The organism is Aureimonas sp. OT7 (assembly GCF_014844055.1).
In the GTDB taxonomy this organism is placed as follows: domain Bacteria; phylum Pseudomonadota; class Alphaproteobacteria; order Rhizobiales; family Rhizobiaceae; genus Aureimonas; species Aureimonas altamirensis_A.
This window is the reverse complement of sequence record NZ_CP062167.1, coordinates 1149126-1175926: the sequence shown is the minus strand read 5'-3', so window position 1 is coordinate 1175926 and position 26801 is coordinate 1149126. Positions and strand designations below refer to the sequence as shown.

General features: G+C 65.3%; 27 protein-coding genes. 6 read left to right on the top strand and 21 right to left on the bottom strand.

Annotated features, from left to right (window positions below):
• Nucleotides 1-22: 22 nt before the first annotated feature.
• Genes IGS74_RS05675 through IGS74_RS05660 form a run of 4 tightly spaced genes read right to left on the bottom strand, consistent with a single transcriptional unit; the run spans nt 23 to nt 3791 of the window.
• Nucleotides 23-541, bottom strand: a complete 519-nt coding sequence (locus IGS74_RS05675; protein ID WP_246723119.1) for a PQQ-dependent catabolism-associated CXXCW motif protein — start codon at nt 539-541, stop codon at nt 23-25.
• Nucleotides 542-566: 25 nt separating this feature from the next.
• Nucleotides 567-1427 carry a substrate-binding domain-containing protein gene (locus IGS74_RS05670; protein ID WP_192390058.1) on the bottom strand — a complete coding sequence of 287 codons (861 nt, stop codon included), beginning with the start codon at nt 1425-1427 and terminating at the stop codon, nt 567-569.
• Nucleotides 1412-1939, bottom strand: a complete 528-nt coding sequence (locus IGS74_RS05665) for a c-type cytochrome, methanol metabolism-related (protein WP_246722972.1) — start codon at nt 1937-1939, stop codon at nt 1412-1414. Before IGS74_RS05665 ends, IGS74_RS05670 begins: the two co-directional genes overlap by 16 nt.
• 34 nt (nt 1940-1973) lie before the next feature.
• Nucleotides 1974-3791, bottom strand: a complete 1818-nt coding sequence (locus IGS74_RS05660; protein WP_192391407.1) for a methanol/ethanol family PQQ-dependent dehydrogenase — start codon at nt 3789-3791, stop codon at nt 1974-1976.
• A 651-nt stretch (nt 3792-4442) separates the two neighbouring features.
• On the opposite strand from IGS74_RS05660, the gene IGS74_RS05655 reads away from it, so the two are divergent.
• The gene (locus IGS74_RS05655; protein WP_192390056.1) at nt 4443-5318 is read left to right on the top strand and encodes a quinoprotein relay system zinc metallohydrolase 2; all 876 of its coding nucleotides are present in this window, start codon (nt 4443-4445) and stop codon (nt 5316-5318) included.
• A gap of 64 nt (nt 5319-5382) precedes the next feature.
• Nucleotides 5383-6183 carry a quinoprotein dehydrogenase-associated SoxYZ-like carrier gene (locus IGS74_RS05650; RefSeq protein WP_192390054.1) on the top strand — a complete coding sequence of 267 codons (801 nt, stop codon included), beginning with the start codon at nt 5383-5385 and terminating at the stop codon, nt 6181-6183.
• Nucleotides 6184-6190: 7 nt separating this feature from the next.
• Here IGS74_RS05650 and IGS74_RS05645 read toward each other — a convergent pair whose 3' ends face one another.
• From IGS74_RS05645 to IGS74_RS05610, 8 genes are all read right to left on the bottom strand, one after another.
• Nucleotides 6191-6538 carry a hypothetical protein gene (locus tag IGS74_RS05645; RefSeq protein WP_192390052.1) on the bottom strand — a complete coding sequence of 116 codons (348 nt, stop codon included), beginning with the start codon at nt 6536-6538 and terminating at the stop codon, nt 6191-6193.
• Nucleotides 6535-7506: a beta-propeller fold lactonase family protein gene (locus tag IGS74_RS05640; RefSeq protein ID WP_192390050.1), complete on the bottom strand. Its 972-nt coding sequence runs from the start codon at nt 7504-7506 to the stop codon at nt 6535-6537. Before IGS74_RS05640 ends, IGS74_RS05645 begins: the two co-directional genes overlap by 4 nt.
• A gap of 4 nt (nt 7507-7510) precedes the next feature.
• The gene (locus IGS74_RS05635) at nt 7511-8047 is read right to left on the bottom strand and encodes an SRPBCC family protein (protein WP_082015955.1); all 537 of its coding nucleotides are present in this window, start codon (nt 8045-8047) and stop codon (nt 7511-7513) included.
• 123 nt (nt 8048-8170) lie between these two features.
• Complete coding sequence (locus IGS74_RS05630) at nt 8171-8413, bottom strand: Lrp/AsnC ligand binding domain-containing protein (protein WP_192390048.1); 243 nt, start codon at nt 8411-8413, stop codon at nt 8171-8173.
• Nucleotides 8414-8476: 63 nt separating this feature from the next.
• Nucleotides 8477-9298 (bottom strand): ferredoxin--NADP reductase, encoded by an 822-nt coding sequence (locus tag IGS74_RS05625; protein WP_192390046.1) that lies wholly within the window; start codon nt 9296-9298, stop codon nt 8477-8479.
• A gap of 90 nt (nt 9299-9388) precedes the next feature.
• A complete protein-coding gene (pncB, locus tag IGS74_RS05620) occupies nt 9389-10693 on the bottom strand; it encodes a nicotinate phosphoribosyltransferase (protein ID WP_192390044.1) in 1305 nt (434 codons plus the stop codon).
• An 11-nt stretch (nt 10694-10704) separates the two neighbouring features.
• On the bottom strand, nt 10705-11556 hold the full coding sequence (locus IGS74_RS05615) for a sulfite exporter TauE/SafE family protein (RefSeq protein WP_192390042.1): 852 nt from the start codon (nt 11554-11556) through the stop codon (nt 10705-10707).
• 86 nt (nt 11557-11642) lie between these two features.
• Entirely contained in the window at nt 11643-13907 is a 2265-nt protein-coding gene (locus IGS74_RS05610) for a FepA family TonB-dependent siderophore receptor (protein ID WP_192390040.1), read from the bottom strand.
• Between the two features lie 264 nt (nt 13908-14171).
• Between IGS74_RS05610 and IGS74_RS05605 the strand changes: the two genes are divergently transcribed.
• Nucleotides 14172-15428, top strand: coding sequence for a class I SAM-dependent methyltransferase (locus IGS74_RS05605; protein WP_192390038.1), 1257 nt, complete (start codon nt 14172-14174; stop codon nt 15426-15428).
• Nucleotides 15429-15437: 9 nt separating this feature from the next.
• On the opposite strand, the gene IGS74_RS05600 is transcribed toward IGS74_RS05605, so the two are convergent.
• The 5 genes from IGS74_RS05600 to ftsE form a co-directional block, all read right to left on the bottom strand.
• Nucleotides 15438-16232, bottom strand: coding sequence for a SapC family protein (locus tag IGS74_RS05600; protein WP_192390036.1), 795 nt, complete (start codon nt 16230-16232; stop codon nt 15438-15440).
• A 99-nt stretch (nt 16233-16331) separates the two neighbouring features.
• Nucleotides 16332-17132, bottom strand: a complete 801-nt coding sequence (locus tag IGS74_RS05595) for a lysophospholipid acyltransferase family protein (protein WP_192390034.1) — start codon at nt 17130-17132, stop codon at nt 16332-16334.
• Between the two features lie 40 nt (nt 17133-17172).
• The gene (locus tag IGS74_RS05590) at nt 17173-17865 is read right to left on the bottom strand and encodes a YdcF family protein (RefSeq protein WP_052194497.1); all 693 of its coding nucleotides are present in this window, start codon (nt 17863-17865) and stop codon (nt 17173-17175) included.
• Nucleotides 17866-17942: 77 nt separating this feature from the next.
• Nucleotides 17943-18944, bottom strand: coding sequence for an ABC transporter permease (locus IGS74_RS05585; RefSeq protein ID WP_192390032.1), 1002 nt, complete (start codon nt 18942-18944; stop codon nt 17943-17945).
• A complete protein-coding gene (ftsE, locus tag IGS74_RS05580) occupies nt 18937-19596 on the bottom strand; it encodes a cell division ATP-binding protein FtsE (protein ID WP_192390030.1) in 660 nt (219 codons plus the stop codon). Before ftsE ends, IGS74_RS05585 begins: the two co-directional genes overlap by 8 nt.
• A gap of 140 nt (nt 19597-19736) precedes the next feature.
• On the opposite strand from ftsE, the gene IGS74_RS05575 reads away from it, so the two are divergent.
• From IGS74_RS05575 to IGS74_RS05565, 3 genes are all read left to right on the top strand, one after another.
• Nucleotides 19737-19919: a hypothetical protein gene (locus IGS74_RS05575; RefSeq protein ID WP_192390028.1), complete on the top strand. Its 183-nt coding sequence runs from the start codon at nt 19737-19739 to the stop codon at nt 19917-19919.
• A gap of 76 nt (nt 19920-19995) precedes the next feature.
• A complete protein-coding gene (gene hpt / locus IGS74_RS05570; RefSeq protein WP_192390026.1) occupies nt 19996-20532 on the top strand; it encodes a hypoxanthine phosphoribosyltransferase in 537 nt (178 codons plus the stop codon).
• Between the two features lie 170 nt (nt 20533-20702).
• Nucleotides 20703-21110 (top strand): response regulator, encoded by a 408-nt coding sequence (locus tag IGS74_RS05565; RefSeq protein WP_192390024.1) that lies wholly within the window; start codon nt 20703-20705, stop codon nt 21108-21110.
• Nucleotides 21111-21116: 6 nt separating this feature from the next.
• Here IGS74_RS05565 and IGS74_RS05560 read toward each other — a convergent pair whose 3' ends face one another.
• From IGS74_RS05560 to argH, 4 genes are all read right to left on the bottom strand, one after another.
• Nucleotides 21117-23702, bottom strand: coding sequence for a TIGR02302 family protein (locus tag IGS74_RS05560; RefSeq protein ID WP_246722969.1), 2586 nt, complete (start codon nt 23700-23702; stop codon nt 21117-21119).
• Nucleotides 23703-23802: 100 nt separating this feature from the next.
• Nucleotides 23803-25068, bottom strand: a complete 1266-nt coding sequence (lysA, locus tag IGS74_RS05555) for a diaminopimelate decarboxylase (protein ID WP_192390022.1) — start codon at nt 25066-25068, stop codon at nt 23803-23805.
• A 22-nt stretch (nt 25069-25090) separates the two neighbouring features.
• A complete protein-coding gene (locus tag IGS74_RS05550; protein WP_192390020.1) occupies nt 25091-25336 on the bottom strand; it encodes a hypothetical protein in 246 nt (81 codons plus the stop codon).
• A 32-nt stretch (nt 25337-25368) separates the two neighbouring features.
• Entirely contained in the window at nt 25369-26787 is a 1419-nt protein-coding gene (gene argH, locus IGS74_RS05545) for an argininosuccinate lyase (RefSeq protein WP_192390019.1), read from the bottom strand.
• Nucleotides 26788-26801: the final 14 nt, after the last annotated feature.

Genomic DNA, 26801 nt, shown 5'->3' with positions numbered 1-26801 from the left:
CGCCCGGCGGCGGCGGTGTCGCCTATTGCGGCTCGTGCGGCTGCATGGGCTGCCCGGCCTCCGACCAGCCGTCGGTGCCCTCCGGATACCATGCGACGGAGGTGTAGCCCATCGCGATGGCGCGCCGGGCGGCATTCCAGCTCATCCAGCAATCCCGCTGGCAATAGAAGACCAGCGGATGCGCCGGGTCGCCACCACTGGCCCTCGCGAGTCCCTCGCTGAAGTAGCGCTCCACCTGCGGGGCGAGATCGCCATAGCCCGTATCGGCAAGCCAGATGGAGCCCGGAATGGCGTCTCGACGCGCGGAATGCCAGATGGTCCCTTCCGGCAGCTTGGCGGGCTTCGGCGCGCGCGGGAGCACATCGACGAACACCGCCTCTCCGTCGCGCCAGAGCGCGACCGCTTCCCCGGTGGTCAATACGCGCGCCCCGGCCAGCGTGACCGGTGTGGGCGCACGATAGTCGGAGCGACGATAATCGCCGGGTTCGCTCACCTCAGCGCCCGCCTGCGCGCCGAAGATCACCGACAGCAGCGCCAGCATGGCTGGTGCGGAGCGCCGCATGGCCTTATCCGCCCTGCACCGGAGTGATGGGCCGGTTCTGCTCGTCCAGCAGCGGGACGCCGTAGGACAACAGGATCTTGTTGATCTCGTCCTGGTTCTCCGCGATCACCCGGTTCAAGGTTCGCTTCCACTCCTGGTCGCTCGGCCGGACGCCCATCGTGATGCGAAACACCATCGCGGGTCCGCGCGGCTCTTTCAGCAGCGGCACGACGACGTAGTCGTTGCCGCCCCTGCGGGCCTGATAAGCGGCAAGCGGGCCCCAGAGCACGGCTGCATCGATGACGCCGTTTTCCAGATCCGCCATCATGTCGGCTGCGGAATTGTCGATCCGCGTATCGACCATCAGCTGGTAACCCTTGGCCTTGCCCATCAGACCGGCCTTGGCGATGAAGGTGGCCGGCGGGGTGCCGGCCACAACGCCGACCGTCTTGTCCTTCAGCCGCGCGTCCTCAAGCGTATCGACGCCGTCGAGCCCGCTGCCCTTGCGATACACGAGCGCATAGGCGGTGCGGTAATAGGCGTTGGTGTTCTGGACCAGCTCGTCGCCCTGCGGATAGCTCATGATGATATCGCAGCGGTGCAGGCCGAGCGTCATCCGCACGAAGCCGGTTGCCTGCGGGAAATAGGTATAGCTGACCGACTTGCGGCCGAGCTTGCCCGCCAGGAAGGTCGCAAGCTCGTTCTCGAACCCTTCGCCCTTCTGGTTGGAATAGGGCATGGAATTGGGGTCGGCGCAGACGCGCAGCACATCCGGATCGACCAGCTCGATGGCGCCGCCGAAATCCCTGTCCTGCGCGCGGGCGGAAGCCGGTGCGAAGGCGCCGGCCACCACGAGCGCCATCACGCAGGTCAGAAGCCGAGGCATTCGTTTTCCGCCGCGCGCGCCGCTTCGTTGATCGGCGGACGCTTCGGCTCTCCCTTGCCGACGACGCCGTCCGTACGGGCCCTGAGGTACACGTAGATGGCATCGAGATAGCACATGACGTTCTTGTCTTCGCCCCAGGCCGGCATGACCGAGTTGCCGCTGGTGTTCCAGACGTTCTGCTGACCACCGACGACGACGCCGGTGAAGGCGTAGTAGTCCATCTGCTTGAGGGAGTCCGTCAGGTTGGGCGCGAAGGACGACCCCTGCCCGTCCGGGCCATGGCACTGCATGCAGTTGGCCGTGTATTTCTTGTAGCCGCGCCAGGTATAGAAATCGGCGGTCCCATCCTCCTGGAGCGAATAGGTCGGCACCCCGGCGGAATCCTCGAACTTGCCGTTCTCGCCCTCCGTCGCCTCGGCACCGTTATTGACGGTGTCGAGTGACGGATGGGCCGAAGGCTGCTGGGCCGACGCCGTCCCCATTGTGAGGAGGACGACGCCGGCAAATGCCATGATTACTCTCTTCATCGACAAACCGTCTCTGATCTCAATTGGCATCGGTGGCGGAGGCTGTCTGGTCGGGTACGGTGAAGACGGTGAGCTGCCCGCCCAGTGCCGTATATCGGGACAGGGAAGCATAGCCGCCGACCGCGCCGAGGCCGTCATTGGCATCGGTCAGGCCAGCCGCGAGGCCGATTCCGGCCCAGCCACCGATGCCCGACAGGACGGCCACGTACTGCTGCCCGTCACGCTCGTAGGTCGTGACGTTGCCGATGATGCCGGACGGCGTCTTGAAGCTGTACAGCTCCTTGCCCGTTTCCGCGTCGACAGCCTTCAGGTAGCCTTCCAGCGTTCCGTAGAAGACGACGCCGCCGCCAGTGGCCAAGGCGCCCGACCATACCGAGAACTTTTCGGGGATCGACCATTTGATCTCGCCCGTGCCCGCATCCCAGGCGATGAAATTGCCCATGCCGCCATGGCTGTCGGGCGCCGGATACATCGACAGGGTTGCGCCGACATACGGCTGTCCGGCCGTGTAGGCCACGCGGAACGGCTCGTAATCCATGCAGACGTGATTGGTCGGAACATAGAACATGCCCGTGTCCGGCGAGAAGGCAGCCGGCTGCTGGTCCTTGGTGCCCAGGGCCGCCGGACAGATGCCCGTGGTGTTGACGTCCTCACCGTTGAATTCCGTCGAGTACTGGTCCACCACCTGTGGCCGCCCGTACTGGTCGGAATTCTTGTCCATCACCACTTCGGTCGCCCAGTTCACCACCGGGTCGTACTTCTTGGCCACCAGCAACTCGCCGCTTACCCGGTCGAGCGTGTAGGCGAAGCCGTTCCGGTCGAAATGCACGAGCGCCTTGCGCTCCTGTCCGTCCACCGGAATATCCGCCAGGATCATCTCGTTGACGCCGTCGAAATCCCACTCGTCATGGGGCGTCATCTGGTAGACCCACTTTGCCATGCCGGTGTCGGCATCACGGGCGAAAATCGTCATCGACCACTTGTTGTCGCCAGGGCGTTGCGACGGGTTCCAGGTCGACGGGTTGCCCGAGCCGTAATAGACGAGGTTGGTGTCCGGATCGTAGGAGAACCAGCCCCAGGTCGTGCCGCCGCCGATCTTCCACTGATCGCCTTCCCACGTCTTCAGGGACGAGTCCTTGCCCACCGGCTTCCCGAGTTCGGTCGTCTTTTCCGGATCGAAGAGCATCTCCTCGTCTGGCCCGGTCGAATAGGCGCGCCAGGCAACGGAACCGTCCTTCAGGTTGTAGGCGGTCAGCGAGCCGCGCACGCCGAATTCACCGCCGGAAATCCCGATATAGACCTTGTCCTTCACCACAAGCGGCGCGGCCGTGCCGGTTTCGCCCTTGGATGCGTCGCCATTCTTGACCGACCATAGCTGCTCGCCCGTCTCGGCATTGAGCGCGACCACCGAGGTGTCGGCCTGATGCAGGATCACCTTGGCCGGCTGATCGCCCTCGGCCGGGACATAGGCGACGCCGCGGTTGACGGTGTCGCAGCACATGACGGGGATGACGTTGGCATCCTGACGGGGCTCGTATTTCCACTTGATGGCGCCGTCCTCGGAAAGGTCGAGCGCATAGACGATGTTGGGGAATGGCGTATGCACGAACATCGTGTCGCCGATCACGAGGGGGCCGCCTTCATGGCCGCGCAGGACGCCGGTCGAGAACGACCAGGCGACCTGGAGATCGCCCACATTGTCCTTGTCGATGTTCTTGAGCGGCGAGTACCGGGTATTGGCGTAGTCGCCCGACTGCATGACCCAGTTGGCGGTATCCTTGCCGAGTTCGGCCAGGGCGTCGTTGGCCCCCGCACCGGAACTCAGGGCAAGCAGCATTGTCGAGGCGGCGGCCGCCTTCGTGATGGATTTCAGCACGGATTCCTCCCAAAGCAAGCATCAGCAAGCCAAGCGCGGTCGCGGAACCGCACGAACAACATCGCAATGTTTATTGGGGACGGTTTCCGGCAGCGTGTCACGACCGCCAATAGGGGTCCTGGTGGGCACCGTTAAAGTTCGCCCTACCGAGGCCTTCGAGATCTGTCGACGCTCCCAACATCGACAGCCTTGAAGCCGGAAACCAAGGATGAGGCTAGGCCGAGTTTTCCGATTGTGCAAGTATCAATTGCAAGAAAGTGTTGCTGCAATGCAAACAGATATATCGTTGCATCGCATTATAAAAAATAATGTAAGTAAATGTCGTCGACAACGCCCATCAATACAAGATTAAATCGTGTCTAAACGAAGCGCCATATCGAAGATCGGCTTTGAACCGGCCGGATGGACAGAGGTCTAAGCTGGCATCGGCGGGCTCGATGAACTTCGGTTGAGCGTCTGGGGTCCGGAGATGCAACCTTGAATTGTTTCCCAGCCCCCTTTGCTTCCGCCTAATGGAAAGATTCTATTATGATTCGTATCCAGAATCCGACATGGACTTTTTCCCGATTTCAAGCAGCGCAGGCCTTTGCGGCCGTCCTGATGTCCTGCGGCATGGGTTTGTCGCAAGCCGCCGAGCCCATCGAGTTTTACGAGGCAGAGCCTGGCCTGTACATCCATGTCGGCCATGTCGCGCTGCCGGACAGCGCGAATCAGGGCGACACCTCCAACATCGCCTTCGTCGTCGGCGACGACATGGTGGCGGTCGTGGATGCCGGCGGCAGCCGGGCTGTCGGGCAGGCCACGCTGGCCGCGATCCGGACGGTAACGGACAAGCCGGTCGGCTGGCTGATTCTGACGCATATGCATCCCGATCATGTCGCCGGATCCGGCCCGCTGGTGGAAGCGGGGGCAACCGTGATCGCGCATGCAGGGTACGAAGCCTCCATTGCGCCGCGCCGCGACTTCTACCGCGATCTCGAAGTTCGGCGGCAGGCCGGTGATCCGGAGGCGTTCTTTTTCCCCGTCGCCGACGAGGTGGTGGAGGGCGATCGTATCATCGACCTCGGCAACCGGCGGCTGCGGCTGACATCCTGGCCGGTCGCCCATACGGCGAGCGACCTGACCGTGCTTGACGAGGCGTCCGGGACGTTGATCGCCGGCGATCTCGTTTTCGTCGATCACGTGCCGACGCTCGATGGCAGCCTGAAAGGCTGGATCGCCGCCTGGCCGCGGCTGGCGGCCCTTCCTGCCCGGCAGGTCGTGCCCGGTCATGGCCCCGCTCCACGGCCCTGGCCGGATGCGCTCCAGGACGAGTCCCGTTACCTTGCCGTTCTTGCCCGCGACATCAGGGCGCAGATCGCGTCCGGCGGTTCGATCGGCGCCGCCCAGGCGGGCGCCGCGGCGTCCGAACGGGATCGATGGGCGCTTTTCGATGCGTATCAGGGTCAGAACGTTTCCGCCGCCTTCACCGAGCTCGAATGGGAATAGGCTTCCCAATTTCGTCGCGGCACGCCACATTCATGATGGGCACCGTCGATCGGGAGGATCGGACATGGCCGCCATGCCTATCAACCGCCTTTCAAGGGCGGCTCTTGCCGCGCTCGTCCTGTGCCTGTCGGTCGCGGCGGGGGCCCGGCCAGCTTATGCGGCCGATAGCTGGAGCGAGTTGAAGGGCGCCATTTTCGGGGATCGGGCCATCGCGGACGATCGCGTCGTCGCGCTGGAAGCGCCGTCCCGGGCCACCGACCCGGCGGTCGTGCCCGTTGTCATCCGGCTATCCGAAGATGCGGCGATCAGGCAGCTGACACTCATCGTCGATGAAAACCCGGCGCCCGTCGCCGCCACCTTCACGCTCGGGCCGGATACGGGCATCCGCTCCATCGAAACGCGGTTGCGGATCAACGCCTACAGCAATGTGCGGGCCGTTGCCGAGACGGCCGACGGATCGCTGCACGAGTCGGTCGTCTATGTGAAGGCATCGGGCGGCTGCGCCGCGCCTGCGGCCCGCAACCCTGCCGAGGCCGCGTCGACCCTGGGCGAGATGCGTCTGCGACGGCTGCTGGAAGCGGCGAACGGCCAGACGCAGGAAGCCCAATTGATGATCCGCCATCCCAACAATTCCGGGCTGCAGCGCGATCAGGTAACGCATCTCTACATTCCGGCGCACTTCGTTTCCGACCTGGAAATCCGGCTGGACGACAAGCCGTTCCTGTCCATGAGCGGTGGGATCAGTATTTCCGAGGACCCGAATTTCCGCTTCCGCTACGACGGGCCGGATGGCGTGTTCAAGGTGATCGCATCGGACACCGAAGGGCAGACCTTCGCCCGGGCGTTCAGCCCCGGCGAGGGCTGACGGCCGGTCAGAAGCAGCGCACCTCGGCCTCGGCCTGCGCGCGGCGTAGATCGCCGATGGCAGCTTTCGCCGGGGCGGACGTGCGGAAGACCACGCCCTTTTCACCGGTCACCTGCCCCATCGACAGATAGGTGCTGGCTTCGACATAGCGGTCGTATGGAACGATCGAGGCGACCACGTCGAACGAGCAGGCGCACTGGCGCAGCGCCTGCTGCGTCTGTCCGTTGGTCTGCATGCAGGCAAAGACGTAGTCGGCAACGGCATCCGTCGGATAGTCGGTCGTGATGGCCTGTGAGGGTGCGGCGGCCAGCCCCCATGCCAGGATGGCCACACGGCCGGTGGATCGCTTCTTCATTCGGACCTCCCCTGTCCGCCGTCATAGGCGACGAACTTGCCGAAGGCGCGCGGGCCGTCGCCCACCGTCACCTCGCCCACACGCTGCAACGTCACAGCATCGATCTTCATCAACGTATTGTCGAACCAGTTGACGACATAGAGCGCGCGTCCATCCCCGGCAGCCGCGATGCCCTCCGGATATTCCCCGACATCGACCGTCCCGGTGGGCGCGAAGGTTTCGGCGTCGAAGACGCTCACCGTCGCACCGTGCTGGTCGGTAGCGAAGACCTGGCCGGATGCGGTGGCCGTCGCATAGGGCCTGTCGCCGACGGGCACGCTGGCCAGTATCGTCAGCGAGGCCACATCGACGACGCTGACGTCGTTGGAGACGACGTTGGCGACATGCAGCCGGCGGCCATCGGGCGAGAACTCGACGCCGAACGGGCGCTCGCCCACCGCGACGGTTCCCACGAGCGACATTCCGCCGGTTTCGAAAACGGAGATCCGGTTGGAATCCCGGTCTGCCGTCACGACCAGCTTGCCGTCCGGCGATACCGCGACGCCCGATGGCGAAAGGCCGGTCGCCACCTCGGCGACGATGCGCCCATCCCTGGGGTCTACGACCGACAATCGATGGTCATACCAGTCCGCCACATAGACCGGCGCCCCCGATGGATGCACCGCGACACCCAGCGGCCCGCCCTTCACCTCGATGCGGCGGGCAACACTGGCCGCCGCGGTGTCGATTACGGTGAGCGTCCCGGATTCCGGGCTGGTCACATAGGCATGGCGCCCATCCGGCGGCACGGCGACACCCGCGGGCTTGCCGCCGATGGGAATGGTCGCCACGACACGCATGGACGTCAGGTCCACGACGGACAGATCATCGCTCGACTGGTTGGTGACATAGGCCGTGTCCGCCCGGGCGTGTGTTGCCGTCAGGAGGGCGGCCGCCAGCGCCATGCAGCCAAGGACCGACGCCGACATGGGATCAGGACCCGTTTTCCAGGCTGGCCTTCAGCCCCTCCACAACCTTTTCCTGCATGGCCGCGACGGCATCGTTGGCGGCCTTGTCATTGAGGTTTTCCGGCGGCTCGTTGTTCGGATAACCCCGGTAATAGGCGCTGCGGATCTCGATTTCGGATTTCTCGCTTCCGGCCACGGGCTTTACCGTCAGGAACTCGCTGTAATTGGTCACGGGCAGGACCGCGGTGTCCACCTCGGGCATCTGGATCTGGTAGCTCATGCGCTTGGCATCGTATTTGTAAAGCTCCTGTCGCAGGACACCGCCATCCTTCAACGTGACCTCGCGCACGCTGTTCACCGCGTTGCCGGGTTCGGCCTTGACCGAGGCAACCAGCGGATTCCACGACAGATCGTCGAAATTGCCGATCTTCTGCCATACGGCGGCCGGCGCCATGTCGACTTCGATGGACGTGGCATGCTTCTGCCGCGACGGGCCGTGCGCAAGGGCAATGCCCGGCAGGACCGTCAGGGCCAGTGTCAACGCGACCAGGCTACGTGTCACGCTATCCTCCCTCAAGACGCATCGGTGCCCGGGGCAAACGCTATGCCGTCCGCACCATCATGGGAAGGCCAAGGGAATTTCGGAAACGATTTCGGGAAGATTTCCCGATTCGGCCGGGGAAAACTACCGGAACGCCTTGAAGGCGACGGTGGTGAACGTGTCCGACACGCCGTCCACCGTCTGCAGCCGCTCCGTCACGAAATGCCCCGTATCGCTGTCGGGATCGAGATAGAACTTCGCGATCAGGTCGAACTGGCCGGACGTGGAATAAACCTCCGACAGTTCCTCCACCGTCTCGACGAGGGCTTCGGCCACGGCATAGGCCCGGCCCGGCCGGCACTTGAACTGGACGAAGATGGCGCGCACGGCGTGCCCCCGTTTAAAGCGTTGCGAGAAGGGCGCCGCACTGCGGCACCCCGCCCCTTGCTATCAATCGACGAAGGCGCGTTCAACCACGTAGGTGGCGGGCTTGTTGTTGGCCCCTTCCTCCAGGCCGGCCTTCTCCAGGAGTGCCGCCGTATCCTTCAGCATCGCCATGGAGCCACAGATCATGGCGCGGTCGATGGCCGGGTCCAGCGGCGGCAGGCCGAGGCCGGAGAACAGCGAGCCATTCTCGATCATGGTCGTGATGCGCTGGCCGCGCGGCTCGCCCTCGCGGGTGGCCGACCCATGATAGAGAAGCTTGTCCCCGACGATCTCGGACAGGATCTCGTCTTCCGCGATGGAAGCCACGAGATCCTTGCCGTACTGCAGTTCCGCGGTCTCGCGGGTCGTGTGCGTCAGGATGACCTTCTCGAACTTCTCGTAGGTCTCGGGATCGCGGATGACCCCGGCGAACGGCGCGATGCCCGTGCCGGTCGAGAACAGGTACAGGCGCCGGCCCGGAATGAGCGCGTCGAGCACGAGCGTTCCCGTGGGCTTCTTGCGCATCAGCACCGTATCGCCCGGTTTGATCTTCTGCAGATGCTCGGTCAGCGGGCCGCCCGGCACCTTGATCGAGAAGAATTCCAGTTCCTCGTCCCAGGACGGGCTGGCGATGGAATAGGCCCGAAACACCGGCTTTTCGGCATTGGGAAGGCCGATCATGGCAAACTCGCCGGTCCGGAACCGGAAGCTGGCCGGCCGCGTCATGCGGAAGCGGAACAGGCTGTCCGTATAGTGGTGGACTTCCGTCACCGTCTCGGCGAAGACGTTCGCGGGCACAGGGAATACCGGCTGCGCCTCATCCTGCGGCTTGACGATAGCGTTCATGTCGTTCGGCCTTTGGCGTTATCTGGACGTTCTGGCGGCATACGAGGCGTTCATGCCGCAGAAACCATCCTATTGCGAGAAAGATTTTTCTTAAACTTCCACCTTGCGTGGAATGGCCCCTTCGGTTCCGAAGACGCGGCGATACCGCTCGATTTCGGAGGGCAGCCCCGTCGCCTTGGCCGGGTTGTCCGACAGCTTCACCGCCGGGCGGCCGTTCGCATCCTTGACCTTGCAGACGAGCGAAATGGGCTTCAGCCCGTTGGTCGGCTCAGGCGCGACGCCCCTGAAATCGTTGGTCAGGTTCGTGCCCCAGCCGAAGCTCATGCGGACGCGGCCATGGAAATGGCGGTAGGTTTCCTCGATGGTCTCGATATCGAGCCCGTCGGAAAAGACCAGAAGTCGCTCCCTGGGGTCCACCCCGCGCTGCCGCCACCAGTCCATGATCGTCTCCCCGCCATCGATGGGCGGCGCGGAATCGGGCCGGAAGCCTGTCCAGTCGGCAACCCAGTCCGGCGCATTGTCCAGGAAAGACCGGGTTCCGAATGTATCGGGCAGCACCACCAGAAGGTTGCCGTCGTACCAGTCCTGCCACTCCTGCATCATGCGATAGGGCGCTTCGCGAAGGCTGGCGTCGTCCGTCGAAAGCGCGGCGGCCACCATCGGCAGCTCGTGCGCGTTGGTGCCGATGGCCTCAAGGTCGGTTTCCATGGCCAGAAGCACGTTGCTCGAGCCGGAGAAGCGGCTTCCGAGCTTTTCCTTCAACGCTTCCACGCACCAGCGCTGCCACAGGAAGGAATGGCGCCTGCGCGTGCCGAAATCCGAGATGCGGATATCGGGAAGCTCGGCCAGCCGCTCGACCTTCTCCCACATCTTCGTCTTGGCGCGCGCGTAGAGCACGTCCAGCTCGAAGCGCTTGAAGCCGCGCATCGCCGCGCGCGAGCGCAGCTCGTTGATGATGGCGAGCGCCGGGATCTCCCACATCATCGTATGGGTCCATGGGCCATGGAACTGCAGCTCATACTGGCCGTCGCGCCGGCTGAGTTCGTAGGGCGGCAATTCGAAGCCGCTCAACCAGTCCAGGAAGTCGGAGCGGAAGATCTGCGATTTGCCGTAGAAGCTGTTGCCGGCCAGCCAGATCATCTCGCGCTTGGAGAAGCGGATCGTGCGCGCATGGTCCAGTTGGGCGCGCAGCTCCGCTTCGTCGATCTCGTCGGCGATGCGCACCGAGGCCGTCCGGTTGATCAGCTCGAAGGTGACCTGCGTATCGCGATAGCGGCCCCAGATGAGCTGCAGCATCAGGAGCTTGTAGAAATCGGTATCGAGAAGGCTCCGGATGATCGGATCCAGCTTGAACGTATGGTTCCAGACGCGCGTTGCGATGTCGATCGCGACCATCGAAATCTACCTCAGGCGAAAAGCGAATAGAGGAAACGCGCACAGATCAGCAGCAGGAAGACGCCGAAGGCCATTTCCAGCCGCTTCTTGTTCAGCCTGTGGGCCAGCGCGGCGCCCATCGGCGCGGTGATGACGCTGGTGACGGAAAACAGCGCGAAGCCGATCACCGAGACGTAGCCGAATGCAAGCGGGGGCTGCAGCGCCGCGACACCGGGGAACTGTGCCGCCGCCGGCCAGCCGGCATAGATGTAGCCGATCGTCCCGGGAATGGAGATGATGACGCCAAGCCCCGACGAGGTTGCCACAGCCTGATGGATGGGGCGGCTGTAGAAGGTCATGAAAAGCGACGAAAGCTGGCCGCCGCCGATGCCCATCAATGCCGACAGGATGCCGATGATCCAGCCATAGATCACCATCACCACTCGGCCGGGCATGTCCAGGCCGAGGCGCCAGCTTTCCCGGCCGAACAGGAGTTTGACGGCCGATATGCCCGCCACGACGATGAAGACGATCTTGAACAGGTCGGCCGGGGCATAGCGGGCGATGAAGCTGCCGGCTGCAACGCCCAGTACCACCGGTATCGCCCATACTTTCAGGATCGACATGTCCACCGCGCCGCGCCGCCGGTGCGCGCTGAAGGAGCGGATCGAGGTCGGGATGATGATGGCGAGGGATGTGCCGATGCACAGCGGCATGCGCACATCTTCCGGAACGCCCAGGATGCGGAAGAGCTCGTACAGGATCGGCACCGCCACGGCGCCGCCGCCGACGCCGAATACCCCGGCCAGGAGGCCGGTGACCGCCCCACCGGCCAGAAGCGCCAAGGCGAGCCAGATCGCCTCCCCCATTGCGATATCGATCATGTCGTTCCCCCTCGTGCTCCCCACTCATAGGTGCGGGGAACACGGTGGCACAAGGTGTGCGTGCGGATATTTCGCCGCCCGCCGCCTCAGAACGTCGTGCTGACCCTGAGGTAGAAGGAGCGGCCGGGTTCGTTGAAGGTCGCGGCGCCGGCCGCGTTGCCGCTGCCTTTGCGGAACAGCCGCTCGTCGAAGATGTTGCTGACGCCGGCGCCGATCCGCAATTGCTCGTTGGCCTGGAAGTCCACGTTGAAGCCCACCAGCGTATAGGGATCGAGGTCGTCCGTATTGGCGGCGAGGCTGCCTGTCACGACGTTACGGGACGGCGCTTCCGTCTTGCCGTAATGGGTGAGTGTCAGGGCGGTGAACAGGCGCTCCGTGGCCTGCCATTCCAGCGCGGTGTTGATCGTGTATTCCGGCACGAGGGACAGCGGATTGCCGGTTTCCTTGTCTTCCGATTCCAGCATGTAGGTGGCATTGGTGCGCCAGTTCACGGTGTCCAGCAGCGGCACCAGCAGGTTGCCCTCGAGCCCGGACAGTACCGCCTTCGGCGTGTTGTCCCACTGGAAAAGCTGCGCACGCCCCAGAATACCCACCGGCACCACGCCCGCCGTGATGCGGTCCTTGTAGTCGTTGTGGAAGTAGGTCAGGCCCGCCTGCCATCCGGCGTCGTTGATGTAGTTGATGCCGACTTCCTTGTTGACGCTCGTCTCGGCCTTCAGGTCGGGATTGCCGATGACGTAGCACCCGAGCCCGAGCGACGGGAAGTTGATGGGGCAGCCATTGCCCATGGTGAAATAGACGTAGTTCTCGTTCAGCTGGTACAGGTTCGGCGCCTTGAAGGCGCGGGCGATACCCGCCTTCAGCGAAATCTCGTCGGTCAGGTCGTAGGAGGCGTTGAGGCTGGGGCTGGCATTGCCGCCGAACTCGCTGTGATAATCGCCCCTTATGCCCGGCGTCACGATCAGTTTGTCCGTGACGTGGATATTGTCCTCGAGATACAGGCCATAGAGCTGCGCGTCGATCTTTGAGTCGCGTTCGGCGGGATTGGACGGGACGCCCGGGATGACCACGCCACTGGCAACCCCCTGTCGCAGCGACACGGGGTCGTCCATGTACTCGCCGCGGAATTCGGCGCCCACCGTGACGTTCTGGTCGAAGTGATAGGTGAAGGGGATGTTGAACTCCGACTTCGCCGCCCAGTTGTCGAGCGTGATCGTGCCCTTCTCCAGATTGCTGCTGATCGCCCCTTCACCGCTTCCGGCCGTTCCCTCCAGGAAGCGGTTGTTGCGGGTGTTCTCCCATTGCACATAGGAGTTCGAGGTGCCGAACTCGTAATTGCCGCGATGCGTCAGCGCCAGCGTGGTCCGGTAGAGCGTGTTGGTCTCCTCGCCCTGGCCGGCCAGTTCCTCGATGACATCCGTCGTGCCGGAAAGCTGCCGGTCGCCGGTAAAGATGTTGCCCTGCCGGCTGTAGCCCGCCTCGAATTCGAACTCGTTGGACTCGTTGGCGTACCAGGTCAGTACGCCGCGCACGTCCTTGTTGACGACTCCCTCGCGTCCGGCTGGAATGTCGGTCGGCAACAGCGCCGCTTCGGCGTTGATCGCCGGGTCGTCGGCGTCGGTCTTGCTGTAGCTGCCATAGACCCGATAGGCGAAGTCCTGCCCCAGTGGCCCGCCCGCGAAAACGTTGCCGCGGAAGGTCTTGCCCTCTTCCGAGTGCTGCGGAATGTTGACGTAGCTAGAAACGGTGACGCTCTGCTCGGCCGGACGCTTGGTGATGATGTTGACGACACCGCCGGCAGCGCCGGAGCCGTAGCGTGCGGCGGCCGGGCCGCGCAGCACCTCGATGCGCTCCACCGCCTCGGGCGGCACCCAGTTCGAATCGCCACGCGTGTCACGCTCGCCGGAGCGGCCGTACCTTATGGCATTGCGCGACAGGACAGGCTTGCCGTCGATCAGGATCAGGGTGTTTTCCGGCCCCATGCCGCGAATATCGATCTGACGGTTGTTGCCTCGCACGCCCGAGGCCGAGTTGCCCGTGAGATTCACGCCCGGCTGCCGGCGGATGATGTCGGACAGATCGTTGACCGGCGGCCGATGATCGATGTCGGTGGCCGTGATGATCGAAACGCCCGGCGCCTGCTTCAACTGTTCGTCCGCGGAAAGCACCAGCACCTCGTCGAGCGCGATGGCCTCGCCCGCCGGAAGGACGCTTTCGCCTTCCTCGATCTGTTCCTGCGCAACGACCCCTTCCTGGGCTGCGGCGTGGCCGATCGGCCCGGAAAGCGCGACGAGCAGCCCGAGGGCGGTACCGGAGCGAAGGACGGTTCGGCTGGAAAGAGTACGCGACATGGTGAATCTCCATAGGCAGGCCGTTTCCCGGCTTTTGGGAGAAGCCGGGATCCGGTGAAGAACTGGAATGGAAAACCGTGGCGACTGGCGGCGGCTACTGCCCGGACTTTCAGGTTCGCTCCCATGTGACACAGGAGCCCGAAACCTAAAAGTAGATTCGGATACTCAACTATTGCAACTGGTGACTTGTGATGCCAAAAGGCAACATTGCTGGTCACGCATCGTTGACGGGCAGGGTCCGGCCACGATCGAGGGGGCGTTGCAATGTTGCCGCGCACGCAAGCCTATATCCATACCGCCTGGCGGGAGACCTCTCCGGGATGGCTCCTGGCGCTTGCCGCCATGCTGGGTTTCCGCCATCCGGCCGCCGGCCCGCTCGCCATTTGCGACCTGGCTTGCGGCACCGGCTATTCGGCGGCGCTGACAGCGGCGTCCGTGCCGTCCGCCGAGGTCGATGGCTTCGATGCCGATGCGGGCCATATCGAAATGGCGGGACGGCTGGCGGACAGCGCCGGCCTCGGCAATATCCGCTTCGCCACCGCCGACATCCGCCGGCTCGCGGAGAACCCGCCCCGCACCTACGATATCGTCGTCGTGCATGGCGTCCTGTCCTGGGTGCCGGCGGATGTCCGCGAAGCGATCTTCCGGTTTGTCGGCGCGGCGTTGAAGGATGGAGGCATCGCCTATCTTCATTATGCCTGCCAGCCGGGCGCCTCCACCTTCTCCGCGCTCAACGCCGCGATGCGGGCCGCGGCGCCGGGTGGCACGCCGATGGAGCGCCTTGACAAGACCCGGCCGCTTCTGGCGCGCATGCGGCGTGGCGCGGGCCTGTTCCTCGCCCATCCCCAGGCCGGGACATCATGGGACAGTCTGGCGAACCAGCCCGATGCCTATATCGCTCACGAACTGGCAGGCGATACGTTCGAGCCCCTGTCGAGCGGCGATGTGATCGCAGCGATGGCGGCGCGCGGATGCACCTTCGCCGGCAGCGCCACCCCCATCGAGAATGTCGACCGCATGTCCCTGCCTCAGGATTGCCTCGCCGCGCTGGACGGGCTCGATCGCGTGCCCCTGCGCGAAGTGTTGAAGGACATCGCCCGGGACCAGGCCCTGCGCCGCGATCTCTATGTGAAGAACGGCCGGCCACTTACCCCCCAGGCTCATATGGAGGCGCTTGCCGGCTTGCGGTTCCGCCGCATGGCGGACATTGCCGGCGGTGCCGTCACGGTTCAGACCCGGGTGGGGCCCGTGGAGGGCGCCGCCGCGATCTTCGCTCCGCTTCTCGACGCCTTCGCGGCAGGCGACCGGAGCTTCGACGAGTTGCAGCGTCTCCAGCCGTTTTCCGGCCGGCCCGGGCTTTTGAACCAGTCGTTGGTGCTGCTGATGGAGGGCGGCCTTGTCCGGCCGGTCTGGCCCGGCGCCGACACCTCCGGTGCCCGGGCCTTCAACCTTGCTGTGTCCGGCTACGCCGATGCACCGGCACGGGCCGACGCGGAGCTGATGGGGCCGCGCCCGTTCTAGACGACGCCCTCAGGCGGCGCGGGCGCGCCCCGTCGGGTTGTATCGATGGGCCATCTGGGCCAGGGCGTGCCAGTTCTGGCGCGAGACGATGGACAGGACGATCGGCTCGAGCCAGCCTCGGCGGGCGAATTCGGCCAGCAGCGCCGCCGGCAGGCTGTTCAGGGCCCCCTCGTCGACGCAGAGGAGATCTTCGCGGAGCGCCTGTCCGGCATCGCCGATACCCGGCGCCTTACAGGGCGTCAGGGCGCCTGCCTCGGCAAGCGCCCGCCCCAGTTCGGCGGAATCAGCAAGGCTTCGCTCTGCAAGCTGGCTGCGAATGACCGACGATTTTCCGAAGGAGGACAAACCGCCGGATGGCTCGAAGATGGGGTCGACGTCCTCGTCCATGCCGGGCCGCATCCGGACGAGGCGGCCACTGGAAAAATCGGCGTAGAGCCGGATCCTGCCGTCATGGCCCGCCAGCGCGGCAAGCGGGTATCGGCTGAGGCAGGAGGGAACATGGTGGTCTCGCTTCCAGCCGCCGAGCGCATCGACGAAAAGGTTGCGCCCCTTTTCGAGCGCCATGACCGCCACAGGCGCGGGGTCGTCGCCCTGCGTGAAGCAGATGGGATAGCAGCGCATGGCTGCACCGAATTCGCTCAAGGCCAGGGGCGCCGTCTCGATAGTGGCGGCAAAGCGCAGGTTGCCGCTGCGCCGCACGCCGAGATCGGCATGCCGATCCAGGCTTAGCACCCGTGGCTCGGCGAACCAGGCGGGCAATGTCGGCGCCCGGTCGGGAAATGACAGAAAATCCGCATATGCCATCGGCTCACCCCTTGCCCGGCGTCGGTCCGCCATCAAGAGCGGATCATATAAACGTCATCATGCAGAATTTTTCATTTATGGGCCATTCCACCGAAAGACTCAAGCTTCGACGTTACCGGCCGCAAACCCATCCTGCCCCAGTCGGCTTGCCACAAGCTTGCTCATCGGCAGCTCGGGCTGGTCCTCGTAGGCCCGCCGGATCAGCGCGATGGACCGCGCCTCGATCTCGTCCGTCAGGCGCGCCAGGAAGGTCGCGCGGTCCAGGCCCGGCTCGATGGGCGGCAGGAACTCGGCGCGGATGGTGCCCGGTCGGCGGTAGAAGGCCTGACGCGGCCAGAACAGCCCGGAATTCAGCGCGACCGGCGTCACGGGCACATGGGTCGCGTTGTAGAGAAAATGGATGCCCGGCCGGTAGTTCGGCGCGGCGCCGGGTGCGCTGCGGGTGCCTTCCGGAAAGATGATGATCTGCCGCCCTTCGGCCATCGCTTTCTCTACATCCTCCAGCATGCTGGCCAGCACGGCCCCGCGACGGCTGCGGTCCACCGGGATCATCCCCATGCGGCGGCAGTAGGCCCCGAAGACGGGTATGGCCATCAGCTCCTTCTTCAGGATGAAGGTCGGGCGATCGAGCTCCGGAACCAGCGCGAAGGTTTCCCAGAAGGACTGGTGCTTGGAGGCTATGATGGTGGCGCCGGCCGGCAGATGCTCCTGCCCGACGATCTCGGATCTCGCGCCGGCCACCCGGTGCAAAAGCCACAGCGAGGAGCGTGCCCAGTTCTTGACGATCCGCCAGCAGGTCCGCTCGGGCAGCAGGAAAAAGACCGGGGAGAAGAACAGAAGCTGCCCGATCAGGTTGGCGTAGAACAGGATCTGGAACGCAAGGGAGCGCAGGGCGATCATCTGTATGGCTGTCCCGCTTGTATCTCGAGTGGCCGGCGCTTCACCCGTGGCCGGTATGGCCCTGCGACGTCACGCGCTGCCCCAGCGTATCGACGATGTCGAACCCCGTTGCAAGACGGGCGCGCGCTGCAAGCACCTTGACGTACTCGCTCAGCAGCAGCCGGAGGCCCAGCCGGCTCGGGAAACCATTGGCGCGCCACAACTTCTGCGGCGAGACGGGATACGGCACGATCTCCGGTGCGCCGGAAACGCCGCCGAGCTCCGTCATCGCCCGCGGAATATGATAGTCGCTCGTTACCAGGGCGATCCGGTCGATACCGTGCGACCGCGCCCATTCCACCGTCATGCGCGCGTTGCCGATCGTGTCGAGCGCGGCATAGTCCAGGTCGACGCAGCACTGGAACAATGTCGGGTCGCCGCCGGTGATGCGCGCCAGCGTCGACAGGCTGGTGCCGGGGTTGACGCCGCTGATCAGCAACCGCTGGCCGCTGTCCCTGGTCAACAGATCCACCGCCTGCTGAAGCCGCATTTCGCCGCCGGTCAGCACCACGATGCCACCGACATCGGCGATGGACGCCGGCGCCCGCAGGCTCGCCACGTCGTTGGCGAAGCGCAGGAAGCCCCCGGCCAGATAGGCGGCAAGGCCAAGGAACGCCAGCGACAGAAGCAGGCCAAGGCGCATCCCGGGCCGTGTACCGCCCCTGCGCCCCGCCCTGTTTCCGTCTGCCTGCATGTGCCTGCCTGCGTACACTGTCCAATCCGTACATATGAGCAAGGAACTATGCCCGAGCCTTGTGGTTTCCAAGCCGTTCAAGCCGTGCCGGCAGGCGACAGGATGTCCATCTCCGAAAGTTGCGCACGAACGGTGAAGCGCGATGTCAGTGCCGTCAACAGCGCGGCGGCGAACGCCAGCAGCGCGACGGCGAAGTAACCCCACGGCCCCAGCCTGAACGTTCCGAACAGGGCTCGAAGCTGATCGCCCTCGGCCGAGACGGCATCCGGGGCCGCGTACCAGCCTGCCAGGGCGAAGATGCCCAGCGCCGCCAGCCCGCCGATGGCGCCCCCGATCAGCCCCAGTCGCAGGAAATGGCGCTGGAACTGTGCCGCGACGAAGCCATGCCGGGCGCCCACGAAATGCAGCACCTCGATGATGTGGCGGTTGCCGGCCATAGCCCCTCGCGTTGCGAACACCACCGTCAGCACGGCCGCGATCACCACCAGCACCAGTATGGCGATTCCGGCAAGCACGGTGGCCTGCGCCATGGCGACGAGGCGCGACATCCACATACGATGATCGTCCAGCGTCGCCTGTGGCACGGCGCGCTCTACCGCCTCGCGCAGCGCATCGAAATCCGGCGGCGATGCCGGGTCTATTTCCACCGCGATCATGCGCGGCATGGGCAGACCGGCCACGTCCAGACCGCCCAGCCAGGGCCGCAGCATCGCCCCGGCCTCGTCCTCGCCGACGGGCATGGCGGCCGTCACCCCCGGGGTCGACAGTGCCAGGAGCTGCAACTCGCCGATCGCCGCCTGCATATCGAGGCCGGGCTCCGGCTCGATCTGGATCGTCGCCTCGCGGGCGATGTCGTCGCGCCATGCGCGCGCCGTGTCCGAGACCATCAGGACGCCGCCGAGCGTCAGGCTGGCAAGGAAGGTCATGATGGCGATGACGGCCATCAGCGCCGTGCTCGTTACGCTGCGCGCCGGCACGATCGGCACGGGGCGCCTTGCGGCCGATCGCCGCGCCAGCGCCGACACCCGTCGCGACAGCGTTCCGAAGCCGAAGACCAGGCGTTCGCGCAGCTCAGTCATGGATGCTCATCCGCCCGTCCGCCAGCACCAGCCGACGGGCCGGCGCCTGCTCCATCAGGCTCACGTCGTGCGTGGCGATGACAACCGAAGTCCCCAGCCTGTGCATCTCCAGAAACAGGCGCAGCAGCCGGCGCGCAAGCGGCGGATCGACATTCCCGGTGGGCTCGTCGGCCAACAGAAGGTCCGGCCGGTCGATCAGCGCGCGGGCGATCGCGGCCCGCTGCTTTTCGCCGCCCGACAGCACGATGGGCGGCGCGTCCATGCGGTCGCCCAGGCCGACCCAGCGCAGAAGGTCCACGACATCCTGGCGGTAGGTCGCTTCCTCGCGGCCGCGCACCCGCAGCGGAAGCGCCACGTTCTCGTAGGTGGTCAGGTGGTCGAGAAGCCGGAAGTCCTGGAAGACGATGCCGATGCGCCGCCGCAATTCCGGCAGCTCGTCGCGGCGCATGGTGGCCGCGTCGCGCCCCATCACCGTCACCATGCCACGCGTCGGCCGCAGGGCCAGGAACAGCATACGCATCAGGCTTGTCTTGCCGGCGCCGGAAGGGCCGCACAGGAACTGGAACGACTGGGCGTCGATGCGGAAGCTGAGGTCGCGCAGAACCTCCGGCCCCATGTCGTATCTTAGCCCAACATTCTCGAACCTGATCAAGATCCTGTCCCTCCGCCGCCTACGCCGTGGTGACGGCCGGGCATGACGCAACCCGAAGTGTGACGTCAATTCCTTTACCGTTCATTAACCACCCGTCGTTAACCTTTTCGCAATCGTCTTTGAAGCGCCGGAGAGGGTCGATGGCACAGACGTCTCGCAGCAGCGCCGCCCGCCGTCCACAATGGCGCATCATCGACGCGGAGTGCTGGACCGTTCGCAGGCCAGCCGGCCCGGAGCTGCGGCGCCCCGTGCCGCTGAAGCGCGGGTTTGCCGCCGCGTTCCGGGAAGCGGTCCGCAGGCTCGGGCGCTTCTGCAGGGGCTGAGCATGTGGGGCTCGCATTCCATGACGTGGCGATGTAGGCAGTCATCCTGTCAATCCAGGATGGAAACGGCTGTTCCATGATCGAAGTTCGCGGCAAGCAGATCGACACCCTCTACTCCGAATCCGAGATCGCCTCGGCCGTGGAGCGCGTCGCAGCCGAGGTTGCCGCCACCTCAAGCGACGATCTGCTCGTCGTCTCCGTGCTGAAAGGCTCCTTCGTCTTCGCGGCCGATCTCATCCGCGCCCTTCACCGGGCCGGGGTTGCCCCGGAAGTCGAGTTCATAACCCTGTCCAGCTACGGCGCCGGCACCGTCGGCGGTGAGGTCCGTATCCTGCGCGACATCGAAAGCGATGTGCGGGGCCGGCAGGTTCTGCTTGTCGACGATATCCTGGAATCCGGCCGCACGCTGAAATATGCCCGCGACCTGATGCTCGAGCGCGGCGCGGCGCGGGCCGAGATCGCCGTTCTGCTGGACAAGCGCATGCGCCGGAAATCCGAAATCGAGGCCGATCATATCGGCTTCGACTGCCCCGACTACTTCGTCGTCGGCTATGGCATGGATGTCGGCCACGCGTTCCGCGAGCTGCCTTTCGTCGGTCGCGTCGTCGAATAGGCTTCGATCGTCAGAATATTTCGTCAGGGTTGCATTTGAGCAACGGCTGAAAGTTCTGGGAAAGAATTTTCTGCATAATAGGGGAACGGACCTGCTGGTCCGTGCGTCTATGCATTGCGAAATCTCTCATGCCGATCAATGGGATGGGGGCCGACTTGCCGGAGTGAGCGATGGCCAGGATCCTGATCGCCGAAGATGAAGCGGGAATACGCCTTCTCGTAGCGCGCGCCCTTACCCTCGAAGGCCACGACATCGTCACCGCAGCGGATGGCGAGGAAGCGCTCGAAGTCATCGCCGCCGACAATGACGGGTTCGATGCCGTCCTGTCCGATATCCGCATGCCGGCCTTGACCGGGATCGAGCTTGCGCACGCCGTCAAGGCTGTCTTTCCGGATATGCCGATCCTGCTGATGACCGGCTATGCGGAGCAGAAGGAAGCGGCCGAGAGCCTGACCCGCATCGTTTTTGGCGTCGTCGAGAAGCCATTCACCCTGACGCAGATCCGCCGTGCCATGGACGATCTCTTCGCCGCGCATCCGCCCCGGACACGCGCCGAGCCTATCCGCCGCGCCGGCTGAAAGCCCTTACTGGGCCCTCAACAGCCTCTCCAGATAGTCGCGCTCCTGCTGGGGTGACAGCCTGTCACCGAGTTTCTCTCGGATCTGGTCCAGGATGCGCCGTGCGCGCTGTATGTCGATCTCGTCGGGTATATCGACATCCTGACCGAAATCCGGGCCCTGCGTCTGGCGTTGACGGCCCAGCGGATCGCGGCCGGAGCGCTGCTCGCCGGGCGCCGCGCCCTGCCCCATCGTACCGCCCTGCTGCGGCCCCATCTGGCCAGGCTGCCCCTGCATGGCTTCCTGCATCTGCCGCATCATGTCCTGGGCGCCTTCGCGCAGGGCCTGCAGAGCCTCGCCCTGCCGGTCCACGGCCTCGCCGTCGCTGCCACGGCCAAGGGCGCCCTCTGCCTGGCCCATGGCCTCGCCGGCGCGTCCCATGCCGTCGCCGGGTTCGAGCCCGGACTCCTCCATCTGCCGCTGCAGCGCCTCAAGCCTTTCCTGCAGCTGGCCCTGCCGCCGCTGCAGGTCTTCCATCCGCTGGCGCAACTCCTCGGCCGACGGAGGCTCGGCACCCTCACCCCCTTGCGCGCCCGGTGGCTGCGGCATTCCTTCCATGCCCTCCTGCATCTGCCGACGCAGATCCTCCCGGCCCAGTTCGAACGTCTGGTCCATCAACTGCTGCTGCTGCTGCAGAAGCTCTCCCATCTCGTTCATCTGCTGCTGCATCGGGCTCTCGCCCTGTGGCTGCTGCTGCCCGGGCTGTGCCATCTGCAGATTGTTCATCATGTCCTGCAACTCGGACAAAAGCTGCTGCGCCGCCTCCCGCGAACCCGAGCGCGCCAGATCCTCGATCCGGTCCATCATGCGCTGCAGGTCCTGCGGGCTGATCTCCTGCGCATTATCCATCTGGCCCAAATTCTGCGGCGGCTGGTTACGCATGGCCTCTGCCATGGCTTGCATGAACTCCTGCATCGCCTCGCGCAGTTCCTGCATCAACTCGGCGATTTCCTCTTCCGAAGCCCCGTTCTGCAAGGCTTCCGACAAGGCTTGCCGGGCATCGCGAAGGCGGCGTTCCGCAAACGACAAGTCGCCGTCCTCGATGCCGAGCGCGATTTCCCACAGGAAGTCGACCGACGAGCGAAGATCGTCGTCACTGGCGGCATGGGCGATGCGCTCGCGCGCTGCGCGCAGGGCGAGGTAATCGGCGGTGCGCGGGATGAAACTGTCGGCATGCAGCGTGACGGCATCGAGAAGATCGACCACGCGCCGCGCCGCATTGGCGTCCAACGCCAGGATACGGCGTTGTTCCACTACGGCCCGCGCCAGCGGGTTGTTGAAGGGGCGTTGCGGCAGCACGAGCTCGAGCGGGTCGGAGCGGCCCTCCTGCCCGGCATCGTCCCGCGCCGCCAGCGTCATGCGGACGGTTGCCCCGGCATAGGGGCTGTCCACCAGATTGGCCGATGTGCGCCCCCTGGCAATGCCTTTCGTGCGCCTGGGCATGGCAAGGTTGATCGATGGCGGCTCGATCAGCGCACGGGCATCCTCGGCCACGTCCACCGGCTCGATCGACGCCTGCCCCTGGGGCGCCCCATAGTCGTCCTCCACGGTGAAGCCGATTTCCAACGCGCCGTTGCGCGCGGAACGGGGCTCGCCGTCGAAGGCGATGATGGGCACGGCATCGGGTACCACCTCGAAGCGCCACGAGCCTAGTGTCCGGAACCGGGTTTCCACGGCCACCGCACCGGAGCGATCCAGCGTAAGCTCGTATTCGGCGGCACCGACGGTAGATGCCGGCGAAGCGGCTTCGCCATCCGTGGGTGCATCGACCGCGCGCGGGACGATGTCGGCTTCCGCCGCGTCGGCCCCTCGGAAGCTCATATCGACGCCATTGCCGTCCGATACGCGCACGGACAGAACGCTGCCCGCCGGTACGCTGAGCGGCCCGGACTCCTGCGCCCCGGTCAGGAAGACGGGAGCACGGCCCGTATATCCCGGGGGCGTCACCCAGGCGTCGACGCGCGCCGCGGCCAGCACGGTCCCTTCGAGCGGCGTCATGGCATCGGAGATACGCCCGCCACCGGGCCCGAAGGAATAGGCGAAGGCCGTCGCGACGCCGAGGGCGACAAGAACGCGCAGCCCATAGGGGTCCAGCCGTTCCGTCCGCGTGTTGGGAAGCCCGCCGGTCAGCCCCGTCAAGCGTTCGGCCATGCGTCTCTGGTGAATTCGCCAAAGCGCCATGGAGACCGGGTCGTCGCCCATGGCGCGCTCTTCCTGGGCGCGCAGCGGTTGGTTGGCGAGGCGGCTCGCCTCTTCCACACGCGCCGTCACGGCGCCTGCCCCCGGCAGACGCAGGTGACGGCTGCGCCATGCAACGCCCAGCGCCGCAAGGCAGAGCGCGGCCAGGACGGCAATGCGCGCCGGCGCCGGCATGGCGGCGAAGAAGCCCGTCCAGGCCAGAATGAGGAACAGGCCGACAAGGCTCGACAGGCCCAGGACGAGCGGCCAGAACCGTTCGACCGCGATCGAGAACCAGGCCGACAGTCGGGCCGGCATGAAGCCCGGGTCGCCGCCCTGTCCGCGGTTCTGGTCGTTGCTGTCGGCTGATGCCATGGCGCGGGCCTTCGTTCCGGCGGCTGGATCGGACGGCGCGCCGCCCACACCGAGCTTACCAGCTTTTAAGGCGAAGGCGAGGCGCGCCCCTTGCTTGCCGTCAAAGCCAGGGCGGAATGCGGTCGAGTCCGATCAATTCTTCGAGCGTCTGCCTTGGCCGCACCGCGTGGAAGGCGTCTCCCTTGACGAGAATTTCGGCGATCAGGGGGCGGGTATTGTACGTCCCGGACTGAACGGCCCCGTATGCTCCGGCCGTCGACACGTAGACGAGGTCGCCTGCCTTCAACTCCGGCAGATCCCGGTCCCGCGCGAAGAAATCGCCGCTTTCGCACACCGGGCCGACGACATCCACGCGCTGCACCGGTGCCCCTGCGGCCGGTTCGAGCACCGGGGCGATATCGTGCCAGGCATCGTAGAGGGTCGGGCGGATGAGGTCGTTCATCGCCCCGTCGACGATGACGAAGGTGCGCCCGCTCTCGCGCTTCACGTAAATGACGCGCGCGACGAGAATGCCGGCATTGCCGGCGATCAGGCGCCCCGGCTCGAAGATCACGCGGGTACCGAGATCGCGCACATGGCGCTTGACGATCTCGGCATAGGCGGGCGGCTCCGGGGGCGGCATGTTATCGCGCCGGTAGGGCACGCCGAGGCCGCCGCCCAGATCCACATGCGTAATCCGGTGGCCGAGCGCGCGCAGGCGGCGAACGAGATCGGCCAGACGGCCAAAGGCTTCGTCGAAGGGCTCCAGTTCGGTGATCTGGCTGCCGATATGCATATCGATGCCCGACACCTTCAGGCCGGGCAGCCGCGCGGCCAGATCGTACACCTCTTCCGCGCGGTCGAAGGCGATGCCGAACTTGTCGGCCTTCTTGCCGGTGGAAATCTTGGCGTGCGTGCGCGCATCGACGTCGGGGTTGATGCGGCACGAGATGTGCGCCACGCGCCCCGATGCCGCCGCCCGCCGCGAGATCGCCTCCAGTTCGGGTTCGGACTCCGCGTTGAAGCAGAATATCCCCGCATCGAGGGCGGCATCGATCTCGGAATCCGTCTTGCCCACCCCGGAAAACATGATCCGTTCGGCCGGGATGCCGGCCATCAAAGCGCGCTTCAACTCGCCGTCGGACACGACGTCCGCGCCTGCGCCCAGAGCTGCCAGCGTCTTCAGCACGGCCTGGTTGGAATTGGCCTTCATAGCGTAGCAGACGAGCGCGTCGATATCGGAGAATGCCTCCGCGAAGACGCGGTAATGCCGTTCGAGCGTCGCCGTGGAATAGCAATAGAAGGGCGTGCCGACGGTGTCCGCGATCGTGCGGATATCGACGTCCTCGGCGTGCAGGACGCCGTCGACATAGTCAAAATGGTTCATGGCGTGCTTCTTAAATGGATCGTCAGTTCAACAGGCCGTCGAGGAGGAAGCGCCGATCCGGCGCCCCGGGATTGCGTGTCACCTCTTTCGGCACCACCGACGTCTCGGACGAGCGATTGGTGATTTCGGGCGCGCGCGCCAGCCCGTCGGCGCCCGGTGCGACGACATAGGGCCGTGCCGGCTGGCCTTCGGGCGTTGGCGGCACCGGCAGGTTCTTGCGTCCGCAGGCGGCGAGGCCGAGCATCAGCGCCACGCTTACAAGGGTCATTACTCGCATCGCCCATCACTCCCGATCAGAACTCACTCGCCCGTGGACAGGCGTTGCTGCCAATAGGCAACCTGTTGGCGGACATTGTCGGGGGCCGTGCCGCCGAAGCTCTTGCGGCTGGCCACCGATGCATCGACCGACAGCACGTCGAAGACCTCGCGCCCGATCCGCCCGTCGATCGCCTGCAGGGCCTCCAGCGGCAGATCCTCCAGCGCGACCTTACGCGATTCCGCCAGAGCCACCACCCGGCCCGTCACATGATGCGCCTCGCGGAACGGCAGGCCCGCGCCGCGCACCAGGAAATCGGCAAGGTCGGTTGCGGTAGAGAAGCCGGCGCCGGCGGCGGCCCGCATCCGCGCCACGTTCACTTCGAGGTCGCGGACCATGCCCGTCATGGCCGAAAGGGCCAGCGACAGCGAGTCGATGGCGTCGAACACCTGTTCCTTGTCCTCCTGCATATCCTTCGAATAGGACAGCGGCAGACCCTTCATCACCGTCAGCAGCGCAACGAGGCCGCCATTGATGCGGCCGGTCTTGGCGCGCACCAGCTCGGCGGCATCGGGGTTCTTCTTCTGGGGCATGATGGACGAGCCGGTCGAGAAAGCGTCCGACAGGCGAACGAAATCGAATTGCGGCGTCGACCAGATGACGATCTCTTCCGCCAGACGCGACAGGTGCATGGCCGTCATCGCGGCCAAGGCCAGAAACTCGATGGCGAAATCGCGGTCGGAGACGGAGTCCAGGGAGTTGCGGGTCGGCTCCCGGAAGCCCAGTTCGTGGGCCGTGCGATGCCGGTCGATCGGGAACCCGGTGCCGGCCAGCGCGGCCGCGCCGAGCGGCGATTCGTCCATGCGGCGGATTGCATCCCGCACGCGTGATCGGTCGCGGCCCGCCATCTCCACATAGGCTAGGCAGTGATGGCCGAAGGTTACCGGCTGGGCCGCCTGCAGATGGGTGAAGCCCGGCATGACGGTTGCCGCGTGCTCCTGCGCGCGCGCCAGCAGTGCCCCCATATAGGCGCCCAGCCCGGCTTCCAGCTCCTGCAGGGCACGCTTGACGTAGAGGCGGAAGTCCACCGCCACCTGATCGTTCCGCGAACGGGCGGTATGCAGCCGGCCGGCTGCCGGACCGATCAATTCCGCAAGCCGCGCCTCGATATTCATGTGGATGTCTTCGCGCTCGCGCGAGAAGGGGAAGCGCCCCTCCTCGATCTCGGCACGGATATCGGTCAGGCCCTTGTGAATGGCAGCGACATCTTCTGCCGAAATGATGCCGTTTTCGGCCAGCATGGCGGCATGGGCCATCGACCCTGCAATATCCTCGCGGTAAAGCCTCTTGTCGAAGTCGATGGAGGCGTTGATGGCTTCCATGATCGCGTCCGGCCCCTGTGCGAACCGGCCGCCCCACATTTCGTTGCCAGGCTTTCTGGTCATTCCGGTCTCCTGGCTCATGCGTCCTGAAGGTT